Source organism: Wolbachia endosymbiont (group A) of Phasia obesa (assembly GCF_964028125.1).
Lineage (GTDB): Bacteria > Pseudomonadota > Alphaproteobacteria > Rickettsiales > Anaplasmataceae > Wolbachia > Wolbachia pipientis.
This window is the reverse complement of sequence record NZ_OZ034764.1, coordinates 171,998-189,174: the sequence shown is the minus strand read 5'-3', so window position 1 is coordinate 189,174 and position 17,177 is coordinate 171,998. Positions and strand designations below refer to the sequence as shown.

Genomic DNA, 17,177 nt, shown 5'->3' with positions numbered 1-17,177 from the left:
CAATGAATAGCACTTTACTTTATATGGAATGCGGATATCATTTAAAATATATTTTTGAGAGTTAGTAATGTCAGAGGTTGCAGGTGTAGACACAGAAATCAAAAAGCAAAATTCTGTGTGCGAGCAGATGCGTTTTAGCGTGAGCCGCACAAGTCTTTTAAATACATTATCCAGAGTAAGTGGAGTGGTCGAAAGGCGTAATGCAATAGATGTTTTGGCATGTATAAATATCAAAGCACAACATGGCAGCATAAAATTAATGGCAACTGATCTTGACATTTCAATGTTTGCCTCACTTGCTGCAACCGTATTAACAGAAGGAGAAGTAAAAATTTCAGCGCATACTTTACATGACATAGTGAAGAAGTTACCCGCTGATTTGGATGTCAATTTTGAAGTAAACAACCAAGGAAAATTATTGATGTCTTGCGGAAATGCAAACTTTTCTTTACCGAATGTAGTTTCAAGCAGTTTTCCTGCTCTTGAAGAAGACAATTATAAATATGATTTTACTCTACTCAATACGGACCTGATAGACTTATTAACCAAAACAAAATTTGCTGTATCACTAGATGATACAAGGTATAATTTAAATGGAATATATCTACATACAGATGAGCAGTTTCTGTACTGTGTTGCAACTGATGGCCATCGTTTATCGTGTATAAAGAGGCCAAAGCCTGGAAATATCAATGGCGAATTCGGTGTGATCATTCCACGTAAAACTGTTATGGAGTTGTTAAAAATATTGGACGATTGTAATGAAATTAAAGTAAAACTCTCAGACAGAAAAATCAAGTTTACATGCGGTGAATATATTCTAATATCAAAATTAATAGATGGAACTTTTCCAAATTATAAAGCAGTTATTCCAGCATCTCAAGATAAGCATATGATTATTGAAAGTAAAAAACTTTCAGATGTTATAGATCGAGTTTCCGTTGTTGTATCTGATAAAGTAAAATCCATTAAATTCTCACTACAAGAAAAGCTGCTAACTCTGCATTCAAACTCCCAAGAGTGCAGTGATGCAACTGAATCCATAGAAGTGGACTACAATGAAGCCCCTATAGAAATAGGGTTCAACTCGCGTTATTTGCTTGATGTTCTATCTTGCATAAAAAATAAATGTAAGTTTAGCTTAGCCGATGGTAATAGTGCTACAATTATCACTGATGAAGATGATTCAAATGTATTATATGTAGTGATGCCAATGAGAACTTAAACTCGTCATCTCGCTGCTTGTTAGCGAGATCTGGAGATACTGCGGCGGTATGACACTTATTTCACTAAGAACGTTACTTTTTATTAAATTAGTAATCTATCTTTACCAAATACAAGCCAAAAGGCGGCGCGGTAACCCCAGCAGCACTTCTTTTGCATTGGCTTAATATATGTAGCATTTCTTGCGGATTGGTTCTATTTTTTCCAAATTCAACTAAAGTACCCGCAATAATCCTCACTTGGTTATGTAAAAAGGAAATAGCAGATATTTTGATGTGTATATGATTCCCGTTTTGTACTATATCGATATCATCAATTGTTCTTATCGGATTTGCGGCGTGACAATCTTTTGAACGAAAACTTGAAAGGTCATGTTTTCCAAGTAGATGTTTAGCAGCTTCACGCATAATATTTACATCAAGTGGGTTAAACACTTGCCATACATAACCCGTCTCCAGAGCGGCAGGAGCATAGCGATTAACTATTCTGTATTCGTAATATCTTTTTTTTGCTGAAAACCGTGCGTGAAACGCATCATCTACAACTTCTGCATTAAGCACAACTATAGGAATTGATTTTAAATGATAATTTATTGCGTTTCTTATTCTATAAAGCTCACATTCCTTTTCCATATCAAAATGAGCAACTTGTCCTAAAGCATGAACCCCAGCATCGGTCCTTCCACCACAGTACAAAGCAATTTTCTCACCACTAAAATTAAATATAGCATTTTCTATCTTCTCCTGGATTGAGTTAGCAGAGTGTTGCTGTTTTTGCCAACCAGAGAAACTACTACCATTATATTCTACCGTTATTTTGTATCGCACTGCATTACATCAAGCTCTATCTAAAATAGTCATTTTCTATCTTAACATAATTTATGGTCAAGCCTACAGTGCTGCCACTCCCATAAAGTAGTTCGTCCAATCTTAAATCTTGCTGCCACTGCTTCTCTGCTTTCTCCTTCGTCTAGCGCCTCCATTGCTTTTTTTCTTAAATCATAACTATATGCTGCTGGCATTCAACCTCCTTATCATTATCTATCCTTATCACATCCGGACTTCTATGAAAAGAGCTATAAATCGTGAAAAAGAACTGCTCATTAAGTGCTATTTGCTTAATAAATTTACTGACATTGGTATGGCTAAATTCGAAATGGCTACATGAATTTATCGTAAATTATTACCGTATAAGGTACGATGCGACAAAGCCATCCCAGTGTCAGCTACTCGGATGACACCGTCATAAAGGAACCAGTGTTAGCTACTTGGATGACAACCATTGTGCTTGAGGCAAAATTGACTATCACTTCTTTTTATAGAGCTTGCTCCAAACTTTGTTGTTAGTTAATACAAAAAACACTGTTAAAATTATAAAATACGCCACTACTTTTAATCCAAGTTTATGCCGGCGCTCTAATTCTGGCTCTGCTGCCCATTGTAAAAAATTTATCACATCATACGCCATATTTTCAACTGTGGCTTGCCTTGCACCATCATATTCCACCATTCCTTCAGAAAGTGGTGGCGCCATAGCTAATCTGCCTGTTGGAAAATACGAATTAAAATATAAATCATTTTCATCGTGTTCGCCGTTTTGATAGCCTGTTAACAATGAATAGACATAATTTGCACCATCATGCCTTGCTTTAATAATTAATGATAAGTCTGGTGGGACTGCACCATTGTTGCTTGCTGCAGCTGCTTCTTTTGTATCAAAAGGCGCAATAAAATAATCCGAAGGTACTCCAGGTCTGTCAAACATTTCACCCAAATCATTCGGACCATCTTTAACTTGATAAGAAGCTGCTATTTGTTTTACATCTTCTTCAGAAAAACCGACATCTTGCAAATTACGAAATGCTACCCTATTCATTGAATGACAAGCAGCACAGACTTCTTTATACACTTTATAGCCACGCTGAATTGACTCTCTATCGAAAGATCCGACAATTCCATCAAATTTCCAGTCTATTTTCTTATTTGGTGATGATTTAAATTCTTCTGCAGATATAAGACTAGATAGAAATAACATGCAGAAGATTGCAAATACATTAGATCCCATGCATAACCACTGTTTTAGTAAATTTCGAATTGATGTCATGCAAGTAGCTGACACTGGAATCCAGCTTATTTCATCACTGACATTATGGTTATCATGCACTCCTAGAATCTGTTGTCCATTGCATGATTTGTAAGTATTTTTATACCTGGATCCCAGTGTCAAGCACTGGGATGACAACGGAAGATAGTGGAATGACACTGTGTGTTGTATACAACGTTCATACAATTGTGTACATGATGCTGGAATCCATTTATTTTTTTTCTGGATCCCAGTGTCAAGTACTGGGATGACAAAAGAGGGCTCTGGGATGACAGAAGAGAGCTCTGGGATGACAGAGAATTTTGTAAGAGATCTGCTTTGAATTGACATCACCTCATCTCCGGCACAGAATCACTTAAGGTTTTTGGTGGTTCTTTTGGCTTTTCATACTTACTAAGCAGTGGTAAAACTATCACAAAGTATGCAAAGTAATAAAGAGTAGATAGCCTACTCATAGTGATGTAAGGCTCTTTTACCTCTTGTCCTCCAAGCCAGGCAAGAAGTACAAAATTTATTGCAAAAACCCAAAAAAATTTCTTAAACACCGCGCGATAAGCACCACTTTTAACTTTTGATTTATCAAGCCAAGGTAACAAAAACCACACTAAAATAGACGCAAACATGGTAAGCACACCAGTAAGTTTATCTGGAATTGAACGTAGCATTGCATAAAAAGGTAAAAAATACCACTCTGGCACTATATGTACCGGAGTGACCATAGAATCAGCTTCTATATAATTGTCTGGATGCCCAAGATAATTGGGAGCATAGAAAACAAATGCGAACAAAACTACAAAAAACAGACCAAAAGTTATGCAATCCTTGACTATATAATAAGGATAGAGAGGGATGGTATCCTTATCTGATTTTACCTCCACTCCACTTGGGTTACCAGAGCCAAACCTATGCAGAGCTATCACATGAAGCATAGCTAAAGCAATAATAACAAAAGGCAGAAGATAATGCAGAGCGAAAAAACGGTTAAGTGTTGGGTTATCCACTGAAAAACCACCCCATAACCATATAACTATTTTATTGCCAATTAAAGGTATAGCAGAAAATAAGTTGGTTATAACTGTTGCACCCCAGAAACTCATTTGTCCCCAAGGCAATACATATCCCATAAAGGCAGTTGCCATCATTGCAAAAAATATAAATATTCCAATAAACCACACCATCTCTCTCGGTCTTTTATAAGATCCGTAATATAATCCACGCATTATATGAACATAGACTACCATAAAGAAGAGCGATGCTCCAACAGCGTGAGTGTAGCGTATTAACCACCCGTAATTCACATCCCGCATTATGCGCTCTACACTATTAAACGCATAATCAACATGCGGAGTGTAGTGCATAGCAAGAAATATACCTGTTATTATTTGTAAAATCAGCGCTATACCAGCCAAAGAGCCAAAGTTCCAAGCATAATTTAAGTTTTTTGGCACTTGGTAAGAAGCAGTGTGTCTTAGAAAAGAAAATATAGGCAATCTATATTCTATCCATCCTAATATGCCTTTTTCTTCTTTTATTGTTTCTTTTTTGTTATCTTCCTGCATAACTTAAACCTTTCTGAACACATGTCCATTGCTACTTTTATCTTATTTTTTTATTGTAGCAACTTATCCTTTACGCACAAATAAAAACTTTAAAGCAATATTAATTACCTCTTCAGCAACCTGTCACGTGCTGCGTTTAATTTTTGTGCAAAATATTCCGAGCCTCCTTTATCTGGGTGAACTAATTTCATTAAATTTTGATTGCTTTATTGATTTCATTTTGGTTCGCTCCAGAATCTATTCCTAGCACTTTAAATGCTCCATCTCTGAACATGTTACTACTACCAGACTAGTATGATTTTGTCTTGTAAATTTATTCAACAACCCTATTCTAACTATATAATGAAAAATTATCTACAAAGTGTTTATGAAGATGGTATGAAAATCCAACTATCTAAAGTCAACAAATATTTATTAGTTTTACTGATTACTGTCTCAGCATTTCTCATATCTGGGCAAGTATCCAGTTCAAGCAATATCGAGAATGATTTTCAAGATTTACAAGAAAAATTACCATTATTGAAAGATCAGGATTTGTTATTTTTAGATCCAGCTTCAGCTTTAAATTATGGTGATAGGGCAGGTAAAAAAGTGTTAATGGTTATAGTTCACCATACTGAAACATCAACACTAAAAGGTACAAAAGATACGCTGAATGCTAGAGGATTGTCAGTTCATTTTATTGTCGATAGGGATGGCAGCATCACCTTAATGGTTCCATTAGAGAAAGAAGCATGGCATGCTGGTATTAGTTATGCAAGAGTTAAGGTAGATAGTAAGCTTGAAGAGTTACGGAAGCTTAACAACTATTCTGTAGGTATTGAAATTGTAAACACAGGACTTGAGCCTTTTCCGGAAGAGCAAATGAGATCTGTTAAAGAGCTGATTTTATACCTTATGGAGCGTTTTAAAATTAAAAGGGATATGATATTTAGTCATTCTGAAATAGGAACTATAGTGTATGATCCAGAGCTTGGCTATACAATGCGTAAACCAGATCCACACAAATTGTTTGATTGGGAGTTATTAGAGAAAAATGAAATTGGATTGCACATAAGTGACAGAATAAACCCTAAAGATGCTAAACACAAAATGGGCAAAACATTGTATAAAGCAGGTGATAGAAATGAAGGTATTTTGAAATTAAAACAAAGGCTGAACAGATTTTTCTATAAGATAGAACCTTGGAATGATAAGAAAGGTAATGTAATTTTTCCTGATAATAATGCTGATTACTCAGATGAGTTTGATGAGAATTTTGTATGGGTTATTTATCAGTTTTCAATACATAATTTACCAAGAGAAATTAGAAAAGATCTACCTCTTAAACTAGAACAAGCAGATATATTTCCTGAATTCTTTAGTGAATATAGTCATGGCATTTCTTCTAGTTATCTAACCTTTAGTGAAAAAATTAAATCGACTCTACAACCATGTTTAAGCAAAGTAGATTATGAGAATTTATTATCTTCTCTTGCACAATATGAGAATAACATTTCTCCTGATGCATCTACCACTTTAATGTACAAAATTAAGTTATACTATGATTCTTATTTAAGATATCGCATATGGTCTTCACTCTATAAACCATTTAAGCTTAATGTATTGGAAGAGTTAGAGATTTTAAAGAGTGGAGTGTTATCTTTAAAATCACTAGATAGCTCTAAAGCTGCAGAAGTTTCCAGTTTAATTGATAGCTTTAAAGTAGATATTTCTTTAGAATTTCAGGGTTTTGAAAAACAGTGGTTTCAGGAGTTTAAGAATGCTTGGAGACAAGAATTTATACCTTCCCTGGAAGAACAGATAACATGGACTGCACTACATGAAGCAATATTGGAGTATTTAGAAAAAGCAAAGGAAGAAATTCGTTAAACGAAAACTTTTTTTAAGATCACTTTTTTAACAATTTATCACGTGCCGCATTTAGCTTTTGCGCAAAATATTCCGAGCCTCCCTTATCTGGGTGAACTAATTTCATTAAATTTTGATATGCTTTATTGATTTCATTTTGACTTGCCTCAGGATTCAGCCCCAGTATCTTTAATGCTTCATCCTTGGACATGTTATCACCAGTGTAATTTTCAGTATAACTTCTACTGCTACTAAATTCGTTCAAAAACTTACTCAATATAGAGTTCATCATGAAACTCATATTATTTTTTTTTGTCAGGAAAAGAAAAAATATAACAACGCTAGGCAAGACAAATGTAACTACTATGAATATCAAAAAAAGGAAAAAGATGAATGACATGTATATTTTTTTATCATTTTATGATTAAATAGTAACAATTATAATCGTCATGGTAAATAACATGTTCATTCAGATTGAAGAAACACCTAATCCAAACACACTGAAATTTCTCCCTGGATTTGCAATTCTAAACGAAGGAGAAACGGCTGATTTTTCAAATGCAAATGAGATAAAAAATTCTAAACTAGCAGCAAATCTTTTTCAAATAGAACATGTGGTAAGAGTGTTTTTTGGTCATGATTTTATTTCAGTAACAAAATTGGGTGAAATTAATTGGGATACATTAAAAGTAGAAATTTTAACTACAATCATGGATCACTTTACTTCAGGTGGAAAAGCGCTAAATAAAGAAGGAGTGAATGATAATAACATACCAAATGAGGAATTTTTTGATGAAAGTGATATAGAAATTGTAAATAGAATAAAAGAATTGATGGAAAGTTATATCAAACCTGCAGTTGCTCAAGATGGTGGCGATATCAAATTTCGTGGCTATAAAGATGGAATAGTTTATGTTGAATTACAAGGAGCTTGCTCTGGATGCCCAAGTGCTGCAATTACTTTAAAGCAAGGAGTGCAGAATATGCTGAGCTACCACATACCAGAGGTTGCAGGTATAGAGACCACACTATGACTAATCAAACAGTTAGAGGAACGAAAGACCTTCTATTTGATGAGTGGTATAAGTTTAAATACATTCAGCAAACAGCAAATAGAATCTCAAGTCTATACGGCTTTTTGCCCGCCCAAACTCCAATATTTGAGTACACGGAGGTTTTTACAAAAACTTTAGGTGATAGCTCAGATATCATCACTAAAGAGATGTATAGCTTCAATGATAAAGGGGGAAAGAGCATAACTTTACGTCCTGAGTTCACTGCAGCGATTGTCAGGCTATTAATTGAAAAAAAACTGCAAACGCCGATAAAATTATTTTCAACAGGGCCTGCATTTCGCTATGAAAGACCGCAAAAGGGAAGACAAAGGCAATTTCATCAGATAAATTTTGAGGTTTTTGGCATAGAAGATCCAAAAGCCGATGTTGAATTGATATCACTCGCTCAGCACTTACTAACTGAATTTGGCATCAATAAAAATGTAAAGCTGGAAATCAACTCTTTAGGTGATGGTGAGACAATAACTAAGTATAGAGAAGCTTTGATCTTATACTTTACAAAGTATCAAAATGATCTATCAGAAGATAGCAAAAATAGGTTGATCAAAAATCCACTCAGAATACTAGATTCTAAGGATGAGAAAGATAGATTAATAATCTCTGATGCGCCTAAAATCAGCAATTATTATACGAAAGAGTCCTCAGATTTCTTTGAACAAATACTAAATGGATTAACAATTCTTGATATACCTTATACCGTAAACAATAAACTAGTTCGAGGTTTGGATTATTATTGCCACACAGTGTTTGAGTTTGTTACAGAGGATTTAGGTGCACAAGGGGCAGTTTTTGCCGGTGGAAGATACGATAATTTAGTATCTTCAGTAGGTGGAAAACACACTCCAGCAATAGGATTTGCAGGGGGTATTGAGCGCATAATGGAGTTAATCAATTATTCTCCGAAAGAAGAGCGACCTATTTACCTAATTCCAATCGGTAGAGAGGCTGAAAAACATGCTTTAACACTTGCAAATGAATTGCGCAGAAATAGTTTATATGTAAGTTACGAACACAGTGGAACAGTTAAAAATCGCATGAAGAAAGCAAGTCAAGCAAATGCTAAAATTGTATTGATCTTTGGGAATGATGAGTTAAACAACAATACTGTTAAAGTAAAAAATATGGATACAGGTGAAGAAAAAATAATTGCTCGCGATAACACAATAGAAAACATCTAATTAGGAGCAATGCAAATGTTTTTCTCAGTCAGCTATAGAAGAAAATTCGTCTGCACAAGAATTTTTCATAGCATTCAATGTATCATAATCTGTAAAATCTAATTTTACTGGTGTGATAGTAATAAATCCTTCTTTTATTTTATTTATACTACCACTGCCTGAGTGCTCTCGAGACCAATTTAAGCTAAAAGAGCCATTCGAATTTTCAGTAAAAATTAAATCCCCATCAATGTTATATTCACCTTGTTCAGCAAATTCTACTCCTTTTACTTTTTCCGTAGCAGGAAAATTTACACTCATCACTATGTTTTTAGGCCAACCAACCTTAACTAGCTTGGCAATAACCTTTGGTGCAAAAACCTTTGTATTGTGCCAGTCTATTTTATCATGATAAACTTGGCTCAGTGCAATAGAAGGTATAGACCTTGCAGCACCTTCCATTACAGCACCAATTGTTCCTGAATAACAAATATCGTCCCCAACATTTGATCCAATATTTACTCCGGACAATATTAAGTCTGGTTTTTTATTCATAACTTTATTTAGCGCAATAATGACACAATCTGCAGGAGTACCAGACACACTAAATTCCCTTTCACTATGTTGGTTTATTCCAATAGATTGTTTCACTGGATAATCAAGAGATCTTGCAGCCCCGCTTCTATCAGTATCTGGTGCCACTATCCATATTTCTGACGCAAAATTCCGTGCAATCTCTTTGAGTAATTTTATTCCTTCACTTCCAAAACCATCATCGTTTGTTATTAATATTATCATATACAATACTCAGCTATACAGCTCCAAATTATGTAAACCACTGGCTGTAAATAAACTCATGAGGCTTTAAGTTTCTTTGCATAACTACGAACTGTAACAAAGAACCTGCTGTAAATCAATAGATTTCTTGCACAGGCCATAACTGTCATTACAATAGAAACGAAAAAACTTGCTTGACAAACTCCGCCAGCCCCCTTATTATAGTGTTAAGGGTATTTATGACTCAAAACTTGTTTTTGACCTGCAGGCTCAATGACAAAATTCAGTAAAAACTCAGGGTATTTTTTGGCGGATTACATAAAATTATAGCGGCTGCATGTCTTTTAAAATTTTTCTACATTCAGCCAAATCGCGCTTATTTTAAGCGTTAGCACATTATTACAGCGCCACTTACAGTAATAGAGAGTCAAAACTCGCACTACGGGGCTTCTTTTGCCTTTTTTTTCATTTGGTAAATTTCTTAATGTTTGTAGCTAAACGACAACCGTCATCCCGCTGCTTGTTAGCGGGATCTCTTGTTAGCGCCGCGGCGGTATGACGGTTCGTGGCGGCGTGACGATAAGCTCGTCATCCCGCTGCTTGTTAGCGGGATCTAGAGATACCGCGAATGAATCGCGGTATGACGTAGGACTGCTGTCATTCCAGTGCTTGGCACTGGAATCCAGCCTTTCTGCAATCTCATCGAAAATGTTGTAACCACTTTCTGTGCTAGTTTGCTTGCCCACAAGCAAACTTTCCTGGATCCCAGTGTCTGGGCACTGGGATGACACCCTTTTGGATAGAAACCAGTGTCTGGGCACTGGAATGACACCGAAGGGGCTACTGCTGTCTTGGATGGAAACCAGTGTCAGCTACTTTCATGACACCCTGACCTCGTCATCCCGCTACTTGTTAGCGGGATCTAGAGATACCGCGAATGAATCGCGGTATGACGGTTCGCGGTGGCATGACGTAGGACTGCTGTCATTCCAGTCTGGAATCCAAAAAAAAGGATGACACCTCTGGGCGCTGGGATGACAGGAGAAGGAGGCTACTTTCATGACACCATTCTTTTTTCTGGATCCAAGTAGTCAAGCTACTCGGATGACACCCCACTGGTGGCCCACACTACAATGTTCGTACAGTTATGAAATGAATCGCGGTATGACGTGTTGCTTGGGTCAGCTATAGTATTTCTTAAAATTAATAATAAATTTCTTGGCTAGCAAGAAGCTGTAAATTTTTTTGCGAGACCTAAGCCGCTTTTGATATAGCTAAAGGTTTACTGATGATTTGTCTCATTCCACTACCTGCTGACTTACTTTCTGCTTAGCATATCCATCAAATCAGATTCTTTGAGTTTACTATGGTCAACTTTACTGAACTTATTTACCATAGAGCTCATTTGATTATACTGCTTAATTAGAAGATTAATGTCAGTTACAGTTGTTCCGGACCCCTTAGAAATTCTAAGTCTTCTTTTGCCATTTAAAATATCTGGATTTTGCCTTTCTTTTTCAGTCATTGAGTTTATGATGGCTATATATTTTTTCACTTTATTGTCATCTGGCACACTGCTACTTAGCTTTTTTGTAAATGAACTAGGAATGAATTTCATTATGTTGCTAATGCCATCCATTTTACTCAGAGTTTTTAACATTCCCACTAGGTCGTTTAGGTCGAATTTACCTTTTTTCACTTTCTTTTGTAACTTATCAATTTCTTCCTGACCAACAATCTCAGCAGCTTTTTCAACCAATGAGACAACATCACCCATGCTAAGTATTCTTTTTGCAATTCTATCTGGATAAAAATCATCGAGGTCACTTAATTTTTCACCACAAGCAATAAATTTAATTGGACAATCGGCGATCATTTTCATAGAAAGAGCAGCACCACCACGTGCATCACCATCAACACGGGTAAGAATAATGCCGGTTACACCTATTACCTCATTGAATGATTTGGCAATGTTGACCGCATCCTGGCCTATCATTGCGTCGGCTACTAAAATAACTTCTGCAGGTGAAGCTATTTCCTTTACGGCTTTCAACTCATTCATCATATTATTGTCAATATGAAGCCTGCCTGCGGTATCTAGTATTAATACATCACAATTATCGTTCTTTGCTGTTGCTAGTGCCCTTTTTGTAATTGTAATGGGCTTCTCGTCTATTACTACAGGTAAAGTTTGCACATCTATTTGTTTACCTAGCACTTCAAGTTGTTTTTGGGCAGCCGGCCTATAAATGTCTAAAGAGGCAAGCATCACTTTTTTCTTTTGCTTTTTTAGCTTTAAAGCAAGCTTTCCTGAGGTGGTTGTTTTACCTGCACCTTGTAAGCCCACCATCATAATCACAGCAGGGGGTTTAACTGCTAGATTTAAGTCACTTTTCTCTGATCCGAGAACTGCAACTAAATTATCCTGCACAATTTTAATTATCATTTGTGCTGGAGAAACACTTTTTATGACTTTTTCCCCAATCACTTTATCTTTAATGTCATTGATGAATTTTTTTGCAACTTCAAGTGAAACGTCAGCTTCAATTAAGGCTATGCGTATTTCACGCATGGCAAGATTAAAATCATCTTCAGAAATGATCGACTTTCCTCTTAGTTTACTAAATACAGAATTTAAACTTTCGGTTAACGACTTAAACATAATAGCATTAGTAGAATACTCATTAAAAAGAGAGAAGAAGCTGAAACAAAACTCACTGAGTTATAACCCAGCACTTCCTTAAGTTTAGTAATATTATCAAAGTATAAACTAGTAAGTGAATTAGTCAAGTTTTGCAGTACGTTGGCAGACATTTCTCTCACTTTAAAGACCAATTGATTGAACAGCAAGATAATATAGGGTATGAAAGCTCTAAAAATCCAATCAACATCCATTTTAAAATTTATTCTCGGGTAAAATAACTTGCGTAAAAGAATGAACAATAAAGTGGTACATAATAACAAATTAAATTGCGACAAAATATTTTTTGTGTTGTACACAAAATCGAAAATCGAAGGTTTATTGTAAATAGGTAAGTAAGGGTTGCCAGCAATTACGCATATAAATGCTAAAATAATCATAGTCATTTTGCCTCCCCTCTCTGCTAAAGGTTTTGACTTACTTTTTGCAATAAATATGTAGTAAAGAAACTTGAGCCCCACGCTTAAATAAAGCAGTAAATTTAGAATCTTGTATAAGTTTTTATACACTTCTAAATTAGCACCACTTGCTTCAATCTCGGCTGTAATGTATGATTTGCTAATAAATCCAGCGGTTCCAGGAAATGCAGCCATTGTAAGTATTGCGATTATAGCACACATGCCTTCCACTGACATCAGTTTGCCTACTCCATTAAAACTAATTGTTTTTGTTCGTGAAATAATCGAATTGCTGACTACAAACAATAATGATTGATAAACAAGAGAGAAGATTATATGCAGTATCAAAATTGGTATTGCCTTTTCCGAAGGGCTGAGTAAACCTCCTGCAATAATCAGCAAGCCCATTTGTCCTACAACGTTATAGCATAAAAATCTACGAATATTTTGCTCGAGAGAAGCAAATATAATGCTGTAAATTGCAGTGATGGTGCCTACAAGCGCTAATATTTCAGTACAATCTTGCCATAGGTTATAAGTGTGTAAAAGCATCACTAAAAAAGAGACTTTAGTGGTAAATAAAGAGAGATATGTGGTGCCATGTAGCGATGCAGCAGGATATGCATCAACAACCCAAAATGAAAAAGGAAAACAAGCGCAGTTTATCAATAAACCCAAAATTATCAGGTTAGTGCTTTGAAGTGCCAATCCTGCTATTAATATAACTCCAACGAAAAAGTGTACACAAGCGTACCTTATTGCAGGTCCACTATCTCTACAGCTAGCTGCGATAATAAAAAATGCACTGATGGTCATTAATTCACAGAATATTATAACCAATATCATATGTTCAGATAAAACTGCATAAAGTGAACTAATAGTGTAAGCAGCAAAAGATAGCATCTCTGAAAAAGTCAAATTTTGTGCTGGTAGAACAGCTAAAAATGCAACTGATAAAAAAGATATTAGTATGGTACGAAAAGATAAATCAAAATCTAGAATTGGGAGAGACCAATTTACTGCAATGCTCAAATTTTCAGGTAATTTTAGGACTATAACTATTAATACAGTCAGTAGAAGTAACAGTGACGATTTATAAAGTTGCACAATAATTAAAACCAATATGGTTTATGCTATCTCAATATATGAATAAAATCAATTTGCATATTAACCACTAATTAAACTAATTATCATATAATTATATCAGAGTTTAGAGGGTTATAGAGAAACCGGTCAGATTAGGTTTTTAATCTAATCTGACCGATAGCTTTAATAGTGAGGTAAGCTTTAATATAGCACTCCTAATTCATAACGCTACACTCGTGCATAATTTATTTTTAATTTGTGCACGAGCGTTAGTAAATTATTTACTTTTTGAAATAAAATTTGACATCACTTTAATATTGAGACTTAGTAAACCTCAGTAGGTCTGCCAGTTGGGCCCATAAGAATTATTTGCTCGCCTTCTCTTAAGTGTCTGCATAAATTAGTGGAGCCGCCGATTTCCAGCACAATAGTGGAAATAATTCCTTTTTTTTTGTCTACTTCAGTGCCGGTTACGGCTATACCTTCCATAGCAAGGTTTGTATTATTGGCTTTTCTGCCATTGGTTTCAAAATTTTGCAATCTAAAGAATTGCCCAGGCTTAAAATTCTTTGCCGCAAGTGGTGCTTTGATCACTATTTCCACAACTTTGTCTGTTAAATATTGAACTTTTATAACCTTTGCAGTGAATTGCTCTTTGATTCTATTAAATAATTCTTTATTAGCCAGGTCTTCAACACTTGGCCACGCATTTTTTTTCTGGCCCACAACATCACACACTGGAATGACAGAAACGAAGCTATTAACTCTATTCAAAAGCTGGGAAATAATAGGGTAGCCGTTCTTAGCACTTGCCATAGCTTTCACAACGCTGCCGCTATACGAAGGATGAAGATCACCAAAAAAGCTGATTGTTTTATTGCCTTGCTTATACACTAATATTCTATCTTTATTTTGCATTTTTGGAGAAAATATTGGATCTATTTCTTTTCCCAATGAATTCAATTGAGTAAAATACCCATTACTTAATTTAAAATGCTTTTTATCTTCTGTTGCAATAACTGTATTTGGCTCAGTACCTGCTGCTATAAAAATAGAACGTGCTTTTATACGTTTGATTTCGCCGGATTTTGTGTCTATCAGTTTTATTAATTCAGCATGGTTATATTTATCCGTCACAACTTCAACTGGCTCTAAGTTTTCAATAAAGTAAATCCCTTCTGATAATGCGTTTTGCACCTCTTCGCTATTTAATCGATAACTTGGTGAATCTTTTAGCTCTTTTCTATATATAACTTTCACTCCCCCGAGGCTCTGCATTAACTCTAATATTTTTATTTCTCTATTCTCTTTTTTTGCTAACTTTTGCTTTTCTCGGATCAATTGTGCGTGCGATATAAACTCATTCGCAATTTCGCGCTCTTCTTCTGTCCAATCTTTTTCAACACAGTCCTTTCCATACTTATCAACTAATATCTCATAACGAAGAAGAAATTTTTCTACTTGAATTGGATAATACGCTAAAGCTTCAGTGGCAGTGTCAATCGCAGTAAGCCCCGCACCTATGACAACTATCGGCATACGAACTTGCAGATTTGCTATAGAATCGAATTTAAGAGCGCCAGTCAGTTGTAACGACATCAGAAAATCAGATGCCATGCGTACTCCACGAGCTAGTATGTTTTTTATTTTGATCATTCGTGGCTTACCAGAGCCAAGTGCTAGGGCGATGTGATCAAAACCCAAGTTGAACGCGTCATCAGCATTAATCGTGCCACCAAAACGAATGCCTCCATAAAGTACGAAATTCTCACGTCTTTCCAGCAGTAATCTAATAATCTTTAAGTAATTCTTATCCCACCGAGAAGTAATACCATATTCTGCCACCCCACCAAACCCTCCTGCCATGCGTTCACTCAATTTTTCGTGTTTGAAATCTTTAATTAGCTGGAAATTATCGATCAAAGGCTCAATTTTTAGTCCATCAATGGCAATAACGTTATGCCCATCATTCAACAAATGATGAGCTAAATTAAAACCAGCAGGACCAAGGCCTACAACTAGAACGTTTTTTCCAGTGTTTCCTCTTGGCAATGAACGCTGAAAATTTAAAGGATTCCAACGGCTGAGCAGAGAATATATTTCAAATCCGTACGGTAAACTGAGCACATCATCCAGAATCCTTGTTTCAATTGCTGGCACATTTACGGGTTCTTGTTTTTGATATATGCACGAATTCATGCAGTCATTGCATATTCTGTGCCCAGTGGCTGCGCATAATGGGTTATCTATCATCACAATTGCAAGACTTGCTATGCTGTACCCTTCGCTTTTCACCAGATTCATTTCTGATATTTTCTGCTCTAGTGGGCAGCCGTGCAGTTCAACTTTTAGTGGAGATTGTTTAAAAGTATTGTCGTTATTAATTAGCCCCTTTGAGCAGCTGTCCTTACTTTGCTTATGACAAAATATGCAGTAGTGAGCATTATCTAGTGCTTTATTCAAACTCACCTTTTTGCTTGTTAGATCAAAACCGTATCGTCTTTTTACTTCATTTGAATACAGCACTTCAACTTTGTCCACTTCTTTTTTAGAAAATGGTATGAGGTTTTCGTGGTCGATTTTTTTATGAATACTGAATAATATACTCTGTTTATTTTTTACTCTCCACACTGCATATTGTGCTGCAAGTTCTATTTCTTCTTTGTGATTTTCTTTATCTTCAAACCAATGCATCACCTGCTCAGCAAAATTTTTTTCTGTTGTTGGCAAAGTGAGAAAATGACTTAGTTTGTTAGTAATATCTATATTCGCCACATTAGTGTATTTCTTCAATGCATAGCGTTGGACAAATAACCTTTTGCATTTATATATTACAGCAAAGTCGTTGTGCTTTTTCTTTAGCTCCTCTATTTCTTTTTCAACATTGAAAAGTTTTGCAATAAATTCATCAAGTAAATATGAGAGGTCTACTATTAACTGACTATCTGTCATCCAAGTAGCTGACCGTCCTTCTTGTTTTCTAGATCCCAGTGTCAAGCACTGGGATGACGGGGGGTGACACTGGGATGATGGGAGGTGACACTGGGATGACATCGAAGAAGAAGCTGCTTTTTCTCTTGCTTCAATTAATGAACAAAACAAGCTCTCATCACATGATTTGATATAATTCAAAAATGTCTCATCTAATTTTATTAATCCATTGCGAGTATATAGATTCGAAAATGAGATTTTGAAATTCAGCTTCATTGCTATACTATACAGTGTACATGCTGTTTCTTACAGAT

Annotated in this window: 13 protein-coding genes and 1 pseudogene; 4 read left to right on the top strand and 10 right to left on the bottom strand. The window is 35.6% G+C overall.

What is annotated here, in order from left to right:
- The first annotated feature begins 67 nt into the window (after window positions 1-67).
- Window positions 68-1,225: a DNA polymerase III subunit beta gene (gene dnaN, locus ABWU29_RS00960; RefSeq protein ID WP_041573541.1), complete on the top strand. Its 1,158-nt coding sequence runs from the start codon at window positions 68-70 to the stop codon at window positions 1,223-1,225.
- Between the two features lie 88 nt (window positions 1,226-1,313).
- Here dnaN and truA read toward each other — a convergent pair whose 3' ends face one another.
- From truA to ABWU29_RS00940, 4 genes and pseudogenes are all read right to left on the bottom strand, one after another.
- Window positions 1,314-2,051, bottom strand: a complete 738-nt coding sequence (truA, locus tag ABWU29_RS00955) for a tRNA pseudouridine(38-40) synthase TruA (RefSeq protein ID WP_015589365.1) — start codon at window positions 2,049-2,051, stop codon at window positions 1,314-1,316.
- Window positions 2,052-2,122: 71 nt separating this feature from the next.
- Window positions 2,123-2,245 (bottom strand): annotated as a pseudogene (locus ABWU29_RS00950) (IS630 transposase-related protein); the annotation flags it as partial.
- A 284-nt stretch (window positions 2,246-2,529) separates the two neighbouring features.
- On the bottom strand, window positions 2,530-3,288 hold the full coding sequence (locus tag ABWU29_RS00945; protein ID WP_010963022.1) for a cytochrome c1: 759 nt from the start codon (window positions 3,286-3,288) through the stop codon (window positions 2,530-2,532).
- Between the two features lie 368 nt (window positions 3,289-3,656).
- The gene (locus ABWU29_RS00940) at window positions 3,657-4,886 is read right to left on the bottom strand and encodes a cytochrome b (RefSeq protein WP_264378160.1); all 1,230 of its coding nucleotides are present in this window, start codon (window positions 4,884-4,886) and stop codon (window positions 3,657-3,659) included.
- A 342-nt stretch (window positions 4,887-5,228) separates the two neighbouring features.
- Between ABWU29_RS00940 and ABWU29_RS00935 the strand changes: the two genes are divergently transcribed.
- A complete protein-coding gene (locus ABWU29_RS00935; RefSeq protein ID WP_223823148.1) occupies window positions 5,229-6,758 on the top strand; it encodes an N-acetylmuramoyl-L-alanine amidase in 1,530 nt (509 codons plus the stop codon).
- 19 nt (window positions 6,759-6,777) lie between these two features.
- On the opposite strand, the gene ABWU29_RS00930 is transcribed toward ABWU29_RS00935, so the two are convergent.
- Window positions 6,778-7,029, bottom strand: a complete 252-nt coding sequence (locus ABWU29_RS00930) for a J domain-containing protein (protein ID WP_223823149.1) — start codon at window positions 7,027-7,029, stop codon at window positions 6,778-6,780.
- Between the two features lie 169 nt (window positions 7,030-7,198).
- Between ABWU29_RS00930 and ABWU29_RS00925 the strand changes: the two genes are divergently transcribed.
- Both ABWU29_RS00925 and hisS read left to right on the top strand, forming a co-directional pair.
- Window positions 7,199-7,771, top strand: coding sequence for a NifU family protein (locus tag ABWU29_RS00925; protein ID WP_015589367.1), 573 nt, complete (start codon window positions 7,199-7,201; stop codon window positions 7,769-7,771).
- Window positions 7,768-8,991: a histidine--tRNA ligase gene (gene hisS, locus ABWU29_RS00920; protein ID WP_015589368.1), complete on the top strand. Its 1,224-nt coding sequence runs from the start codon at window positions 7,768-7,770 to the stop codon at window positions 8,989-8,991. The genes ABWU29_RS00925 and hisS overlap by 4 nt, the downstream gene beginning before the upstream one ends.
- 24 nt (window positions 8,992-9,015) lie before the next feature.
- On the opposite strand, the gene surE is transcribed toward hisS, so the two are convergent.
- The 5 genes from surE to ABWU29_RS00895 all read right to left on the bottom strand — a co-directional run bounded on the left by surE (window position 9,016) and on the right by ABWU29_RS00895 (window position 17,139).
- A complete protein-coding gene (gene surE, locus ABWU29_RS00915; RefSeq protein ID WP_015589369.1) occupies window positions 9,016-9,768 on the bottom strand; it encodes a 5'/3'-nucleotidase SurE in 753 nt (250 codons plus the stop codon).
- A 518-nt stretch (window positions 9,769-10,286) separates the two neighbouring features.
- Window positions 10,287-10,568, bottom strand: coding sequence for a hypothetical protein (locus ABWU29_RS00910; RefSeq protein WP_174516868.1), 282 nt, complete (start codon window positions 10,566-10,568; stop codon window positions 10,287-10,289).
- Window positions 10,569-11,065: 497 nt separating this feature from the next.
- The gene (ffh, locus tag ABWU29_RS00905) at window positions 11,066-12,409 is read right to left on the bottom strand and encodes a signal recognition particle protein (protein ID WP_141457276.1); all 1,344 of its coding nucleotides are present in this window, start codon (window positions 12,407-12,409) and stop codon (window positions 11,066-11,068) included.
- Window positions 12,394-13,953, bottom strand: a complete 1,560-nt coding sequence (locus ABWU29_RS00900) for a proton-conducting transporter membrane subunit (protein WP_015589371.1) — start codon at window positions 13,951-13,953, stop codon at window positions 12,394-12,396. The genes ffh and ABWU29_RS00900 overlap by 16 nt, the downstream gene beginning before the upstream one ends.
- Before the next feature lie 303 nt (window positions 13,954-14,256).
- Window positions 14,257-17,139 (bottom strand): FAD-dependent oxidoreductase, encoded by a 2,883-nt coding sequence (locus tag ABWU29_RS00895; protein ID WP_141457273.1) that lies wholly within the window; start codon window positions 17,137-17,139, stop codon window positions 14,257-14,259.
- Window positions 17,140-17,177 lie beyond the last annotated feature (38 nt).

Coding starts and splice junctions, on each gene's coding strand:
- hisS (WP_015589368.1), top strand. CDS start 7,768: ATGACTAATCAAACAGTTAGAGGAACGAAAGACCTTCTATTTGATGAG.
- ABWU29_RS00895 (WP_141457273.1), bottom strand. CDS start 17,139: ATGAAGCTGAATTTCAAAATCTCATTTTCGAATCTATATACTCGCAAT.
- dnaN (WP_041573541.1), top strand. CDS start 68: ATGTCAGAGGTTGCAGGTGTAGACACAGAAATCAAAAAGCAAAATTCT.
- ffh (WP_141457276.1), bottom strand. CDS start 12,409: ATGTTTAAGTCGTTAACCGAAAGTTTAAATTCTGTATTTAGTAAACTA.
- ABWU29_RS00945 (WP_010963022.1), bottom strand. CDS start 3,288: ATGGGATCTAATGTATTTGCAATCTTCTGCATGTTATTTCTATCTAGT.
- ABWU29_RS00935 (WP_223823148.1), top strand. CDS start 5,229: ATGAAAAATTATCTACAAAGTGTTTATGAAGATGGTATGAAAATCCAA.
- surE (WP_015589369.1), bottom strand. CDS start 9,768: ATGATAATATTAATAACAAACGATGATGGTTTTGGAAGTGAAGGAATA.
- ABWU29_RS00925 (WP_015589367.1), top strand. CDS start 7,199: ATGTTCATTCAGATTGAAGAAACACCTAATCCAAACACACTGAAATTT.
- ABWU29_RS00930 (WP_223823149.1), bottom strand. CDS start 7,029: ATGATGAACTCTATATTGAGTAAGTTTTTGAACGAATTTAGTAGCAGT.
- ABWU29_RS00940 (WP_264378160.1), bottom strand. CDS start 4,886: ATGCAGGAAGATAACAAAAAAGAAACAATAAAAGAAGAAAAAGGCATA.